Annotated in this window: 2 protein-coding genes; both read right to left on the bottom strand. The window is 41.2% G+C overall.

From position 1 onward, the window contains the following. Positions 1-4,961 (bottom strand): SdrD B-like domain-containing protein (locus J8L97_RS18025; protein ID WP_211051924.1); only part of this gene is annotated, 4,961 nt, incomplete at its 3' end. Positions 4,962-5,149: 188 nt separating this feature from the next. Next, entirely contained in the window at positions 5,150-7,312 is a 2,163-nt protein-coding gene (locus tag J8L97_RS18020; RefSeq protein WP_211051923.1) for an ATP-binding protein, read from the bottom strand. Between the last annotated feature and the right edge of the window lie 97 nt (positions 7,313-7,409).

The raw sequence follows: 7,409 nt of genomic DNA, 5'->3' as shown, positions 1-7,409 counted from the left end.
CTCACTGCGTTTTTACCCGCATGGGTATTCTTTATGCCATCAAGGTAATCTTGGCCGTCTTCATAACTTGGAGTGTCTGCGCGCGTCACCACATACCCGTCTGCATCCGGTTGGCGAAGCGCGGTAAAACTAAAGGCACCATTACTGTCAGTATTAGTGGTCAGTGACACAGCGTTGCCAAATTCATCTTTACCGCTCAGCGTAACAGCCAAGTTGGTGATCGCCAGATCTTTACTTTCCTTCACGCCATTTTGATTGCCATCGACAAACACTACGCCTTCAACACTTGCGTCACCTGCAAGTGACGTTTCAGCAAATAAATTTCCAGACGATGATTGATTTGCAGTAAGCGTGATATTACTGATCACATCACTGTTGTTGCTTCCAGATATAATGCTGTTATTGCGACTATCAAACCCATCTTGATAACCCGATAATTGACTTTGCTTAGACTGTTTTAATTGATAAGTGCCTGCTGATAAATCTTCAAAAACAAATTCGCCGCTAGTGCCGGTACTTTTTAACAACGGGCCAATGTTTTTACCTGAGCTCTCGGTACCACTTAATTCAATAGTGATGCCTGAAATCCCCGAGTCTGTTGCCGCTTGTAATACGCCATCATTATTTGCGTCGAAGAATACCTGCCCAGAAATATTTCCTTTACTCAATGGAAGTGTTAGGTCATCTCGATTATTGCTAGAGTTAACATCAAACCCTTTGGTTTCAATCCATGCATCGTTGTATAGAGTGTTACCGGCAGGCACTGATATTAGTTTAACGGGAATGGTCGCTGTTAAAGATTGCCCTTTTGCGATTGTATCGACAGTGCACCTCACCCGGGTTTTCGCGCTCGATTCGCCTGATTTAATCGCTTGGTCGGTCACACAACGTCCACCAGCAATTGAAGGAGTGCCAGCCAATTCAAGGTCATGGCTTAAATAATCATAAATGATATTATCTGCGGCATCACCAGGACCCGCATTTCCTACATCGAGAAAGTAATTAAAAACGCTGCCCACAGCAACTTTGCTCAGTGAGGCCCGTTTTATTAAAGATAAATCAACTGCAACTCGAATAGAAGTTTGCTCAGCCTCACTATTATTTGCAGTGATTGGGTCATTTTCATTAGAGAAAATACGCGCTGTGGTCGCACTCACTTCACCGGTTGTTTTTGGCCTCGATAACACTTTAAAATACAGATATCGCGTATAAATATTATCCTCAGAGCCATATCTATTTTCGCGTAATTCAAACTCAGCCAAATCATTCCCTGAGTTTTCAGGTCCTTTACAGGTAATGGTGTGTGCAGAGGAAATCACTGTATTGATACTATTACATCGCGCTTGTGCCGCAGTACACCCCGTTTTTGCGCTCCCATCACATAAAAACTGAAGCTGTTTATCCGCACCTGATGGTGTCATGGTAAAATCGTAGCCTACACCACTGGCAACCGATAAATCGCCGGTATTATCAAACAAATATTCAAGATCAACTTTGTACACGAGCACATTATCTAATGAACTCGGAAACGCACGAGGAACCGGATACCATGCCACAGGATCCGTAACATCATTATTTTCAATTTTTAAGTTTGCGTTTCGCACATTAACTTGTAATGAACTTAACTGGGTGTTGTTATCCTTATTTATATCATTACCAATATTGGCAGCCGTAATGTTAGAAGTGCTGGCTAATATCCAACTTTTTCTGTCATGATAACTTTTTGGTCGCAGCTTAAGCGTGACTGTTTGAACTTCATTCCCACTCAAAGTGCCTATCGGGCAACTCAGTACATTACTGGCATTAAAGCTACATATGTTCGCTTGTCCTGCCCGCGAGAATACACTACTTATAAATTGAAACGTTCTCCCAGATGGCGGCGTAATGGTATGCTTTAGCACTACGTCAGTTGCTGTCGTGGCACTCATATTCGATACTTCAAGCGTTAACAAAGCCTCATCGCCACTTAAAATAGGAGCGGTAGCATACGAGCCGAGTGTAATACCTACATCAAATTTCGGCACAACCGAAACAGATGCATTGCTTTTATTATTACTGGTATCCGTATCGACATGGGTTGAAGAACTGACCTCAACGAGGTTGTTTAAATTGCCATTGACCGTAACGACGGGTCGACTCACATGCATGGTTAAAATTAACTTGTCGCCGACTTTAAACTGTTGGCTATTACCTAGCCGACAAGTTATGGTGCTTGCGGTATCTTGGTACTGACCAGCATCACTTCTTGCACAGCTAAATGTTGCGCCAAGCTGGCTATTAGCACTCGCTGCAAAGCGAATACCGGTTTCAACATTGCCTTTTTTTGCTTTAAATGTACCCGCAAAAGTATCTTTAATTAATAACGCACTGAGCCCATCACCTGTGATGGTGTCGCCACTGACATTCTCAACCACAATTTGATAACTTAGCTCATTTTGCATCGCTGATAATTGACTCAGATTGGCAGTTTTAGTGACTTTTAAATCTGCAGACACCGCTGAGCGAATTGTTGCTGACTGCTTAGCACTACCCGGTAATCCATTGTGATCCGTCACGGTTGCGGTATTCTTTAAATCCCCTAACTGTTTCGCATTAGTGGTAATGGTTAGCACGGATGGTGGACTTACCCTATTGACTGGGATCCCCTGCCAACTGCCGGAAACAAATTTTTGATATAGGCAAGTTACTGGTGTTTTGGCCATTTTATTTGGAAGGCTACAATGCCAATTTGGTCCATAATCCCCAGTTTCAACGAAGTGTTCTCCACTATCTAGCTCATCCACAACTTTTAAAGTTCCTTGCGTTAGATGATCTGTCATATTGAAGATTTTGATTTCACTACTAATATTCTCACCTCGACTAACCAAAGCGGTATTTTTTGTCGTCGATGCAAATTTATGCTTAGTGACAGAGAGCTGCATAGGGTTAACAGATCCATAGCCCCAACCTTCGTAAGTAGCGGTTAAATCCGTTGCCAATGAGCCATGCTTTACCACTGCAACATTTCGAGGTCGTTTATTCTCATAAGGGCTACGAGCAGTGATCACCACTTCAGCATTTGCACTAACACTGATATCACCCGTACATTTCACCTCATCAGGACCTTGCTTTGGACACGTCCAACTATCGCTATTATTACTTTTTATAACGGTAACTGATTCTGCTTTATAACCATTAAGTAATGTATCGGAAACTTCAACACCAACCGCCTTCGCACCACCTGAATTCGTTATTTTGATCTTAAATTCAAAGCGTTTCCCCATGTAATTTTTATTGTCCCATTGCAAATTACTCGACTTGGTTACGCTCAGTGCCGGTTGTGCACCAACCGTTTTAAACACAGCAGAGGCTGCCACCGACTCATTACTACTGTCGTTTGAATCAAAGACAATATTGGCGCGATTAGTAACATTGGCATTAGAGACCGAGGCCTTTACCTTGGCCACAATTGTGGCGCTTATTGTATTATTAGCTGCTAACTGCGCTGTGTTTGGCGTACACACAACCTGACTGCCTGCAACTTGATAACTACACATAAAAGCCGTTGAAGAGTAACTGACAAAATCGACACTATCAGGCAAGGCGTCAGTCAGTGTTTTTACCGTCAAAGTTTGTGCTGAAGCATTGCGTGCAGTTAATAAAAAAGTGAGGGTGTCATGAGCATAATATGCTGATTTTGCTGCGCTAATAGACTTAGTCAAGGTCATCTTCGCGACAGTGCTTTTGACAATTTTGATTTGTGCACTGGCGGTATTATTCGATTGATTGCGATCTGTGAGATTCGCCGATAACAACGCATTATTTGTGTACGTTGCCTCGGTATTTGGTGCTTTGGCGGTAACTTTAAGCGTATCGCTCACTCCTGAGGCAACCGCCGTTTTATCACATGTGATTTTAGGTTGCGCCCCAGCCATATTAACCGAGCAACTCCAACCACTGGCTTGTGCCACTGCGACATCACTGATTCCTGCGGCGAGTGTTAAAACAAATCGCGCAGAAGAAACCGTGTTTGGTCCATTATTCTTCGCCACAATTTGATATTGGTGCGCTTCATTTGGCGTTAACGAAAGAGGCCCCCAGTAAGAAGGTGTGCCATTGCTTTTTAACGCTTTAAGCTCTACTGCCACATCTGCATGTTCTTTAACTTGATTGCTTACACTGGCTTGATTATCCGCGCTATTAATTTCTGCCGTTGCACTGCTTACACTGGATGTCGCTGTTACCGTACCGCTGCCCAACTGAGATAACTTTGCTTTGATCACCAACGATTGTGATGCACTCACTGCAAGCTTATTTAAGCTACAGGTTAAAGTTTGTGAGCCGCTACATGACCAACCATTACTATTGCTCACCGACGCTTCAACCCAAGTTGCATAACTGGGAAGCACATGCTTTACGGCAACATTCGTTGCCTCATCTGGGCCATTGTTAGTAATGTTTAGGGTATAGGTATAGGTTTCATTAATATAGACTTGTTGAGGCTCTGAGCGTAACGATACAATCTGTAGGTCGGTGCCCGCCACAATAGAGGTATTCTGAGTTTCTGCGTTATTTTGTAGTTTACTCGCATCCTCATTCGATGCCGAAACTGACACCTCGGACGCAATGGTTTGTGCGGTATCTTTACTGGTTTTTATCGTAAATTGAACGCGTTTTCGCTTATCAAGCACATCAGTGCCGTCAATACTGACCCAATTACACTCAAGACGACTTTGAGCTGCATTAAACTTACAGACAGCGTTGTCACTCGAAACAAAAGAAGTGGTGACTGGAATAGGAAAAATCAGTTGGATATTGTTAGCGACATCTTGCTCGACATTTTCAAAGTCAACTTGATAACGTATTTGTGCGCCGCGTGGTACCTTAGTATCTAGGTCAATAAAGGTAGATATTTGCAAATCCACAGCAAATACCTGAACACTGACAAGTATCAACCACAATGCACAAAACAATCTCTTCAAGTTAACTACCCCTAGATACTACATATTTTGAACACATTTGTGTGTTTCAATTTAAAGTACGAAAAACGGCGTAGATTTTATTGATTATAGGTACTGTAATCCAGTGTAATTTTGCGTTTTTATGGATATTAGTAAGAAAAGAATAAGGCTTTAGAATAAAAGCCCTACTTAAGACGTGTTTGTATTTTTTAGGCTACAACTTTAGAGTGTACTGCCTGAAGCGCAACAATGCTTTCTTTAGCGAAACTATGCAATGCTTGCCAGTCAATTTTTTCTCCTCGTTGCAATAACTCACTGGCCAACTTTAACTCTTGACTAAGTGCTATCATGCCAAGCTCTTTGCTCTCTTGCCCTACGTGTATTAATTTATCATTCAATATATCGTTCGCTTTGATATCCGCCAAGCCTTGTAATTGAGCAAACTCATAATCAAAGGTGTCTGGTAAGTACTGTAATTTGGTACTTAAAAACTTGACGTCCAACGATGTGCTTAATTGACGTAATACATCTTCATCAACTAGTGCGCTATCCAGCACTTCAGTACTTTGAGCTGCACAAACTTGTTCTAACACAGCAGATAAAGTACTTTGCGATACGGGCTTACTAATACAATACGTAATGCCATGTTCAAGATAAGCTTGCTGAGCCTGTTCATCAGCATCTCCAGTGAGTGCAATCACAGTGGGCGACACTGATAAATTCATCAAGCTAAACTCATCAATAAACCAGGATAAACCATGACCATCTGGTAAGTGCATATCTAGAAGAATAATATCGAACGGCTGCTGAACAACTTTTTTACTTGCCTGTGCTAAATTATGAGCAAATACAAAGTGTGCGCCTAATTCCGTTAAATAATGTTTAAGCACTTCTCTATTTAATAAATTGTCTTCAACAACCAAGATATTACAAGCCAGCAGACCATTTTGATGGTTAGTATAACGCTCTGTTACGCCAATATTAATGGTGGGATAAATTCGCTCCAGTAACAATTCAAAAAAGAACTCGGTACCACACCCTACTTGACTACGAACCCGCAGCTCTCCATTCATATTTTCAACTAATTGCTTACATAGGGACAAACCTAGCCCAGCCCCTTGTGCAACCGTTTGCTCTGTCGACACCGTCACAAAAGGCTCAAAAATATTAACTAAATCATCATCGTTTAAACCAACCCCCGTATCTGACACAAAGAATTGCACACTGTGATGGTTACTTCCTACTTGTTCAGACTTAACGGTGACAGTAACGCCCCCCTCAACCGTATACTTAATTGCATTTGAGAGTAAATTTTTCAAAATAAGCGTCAATGATTCCTTATCTGCTAAATAACTCTTTACAGACAATGCGCTTGTATCTAACGCGACGGATAAGTGCTTTTCTTTCGCTAAAGGTGATAATAAATCAATAATTTCTTGTGATACTTGTTGAATATCAACAATCGTGAGCTCATGAGGTTTGGTTTCACCTTTTGCTTGTAACAGCACTTGATTAGCCAAATCTGATAATGACATTGCAGCTCCAGTGATAATATCGCATAACTGGGCGTGCTTAAGGGGTTCTCTAGGTACGCTTTTAAGCATTTCAGCATGACCCACAATGGCATTGAGTGGTGTTCTTAATTCATGGCTAAGTAAGGTCAAATAGCGCCCTTTTAGCATAGATGCTTTTTCAGCCGCTTGTTTTGTCTGTTCTACCTGCTCGGCACGTCGACTACTACATAATAAACTCAGAGAAAAGCAGAGTAATAAAGGGATTGCAATCACTGTTATGGTAAAGAGCTGATTACCAAAATTATTGGTCTGTAAGCTATCTGATGGCTGATATCCATCCAGCATCAATAAACGTAACGTAAAAATAACTAGCATGCCGATACATGCTAGTAAAAATGTCCACCGTGCAATAGTTGCTTCCGTGAGCTCGCTGACTTTACTTTGAAAAAGAGCATGAATACATAACCCGAGCGACAATGCCCAAACCAAATAATTTAAACACACTCTCACTATGAAGTTTGGATCAATAAAAGTGAACCAAATATATCCAGCGAGGTGAATTAACGACAATAATACCCACGGCCAATATTTTGATTTTATTTGAAAAAACCGTTCAGTTCCAAGAGTCAAAAAAACTAACCCTAGCAATATCAGGTGATTAGCAACAAAAATACGCCAAAAGTCTGTTAATTGTGGTTGAGAAATCAATATGCAAGCTATCGCAACGCTGGTTACAAATAGCATCCACTGTTTGGTGCCTGCAATCGTGCGATGAATTAACCAATTCAATAACATAAACACCCCACAAACCGAAGTTGTGAGTGCTAATACTGGTAAAAGTAATTTTGGTTCTAACATCTAGCACTTAATAGTTAAGAATTAAGGATGAGTATACTATCAAAAAACATACCAATAAAAAGGTATTTTAATAAAAAGGTCGCTTTTAAATTAACAT

Source organism: Pseudoalteromonas sp. MMG012 (assembly GCF_018100875.1).
Classification (GTDB): domain Bacteria; phylum Pseudomonadota; class Gammaproteobacteria; order Enterobacterales; family Alteromonadaceae; genus Pseudoalteromonas; species Pseudoalteromonas aurantia.
Note: the sequence above shows the minus strand (reverse complement) of the source record. Positions and strands in the feature narration are given on the sequence as shown.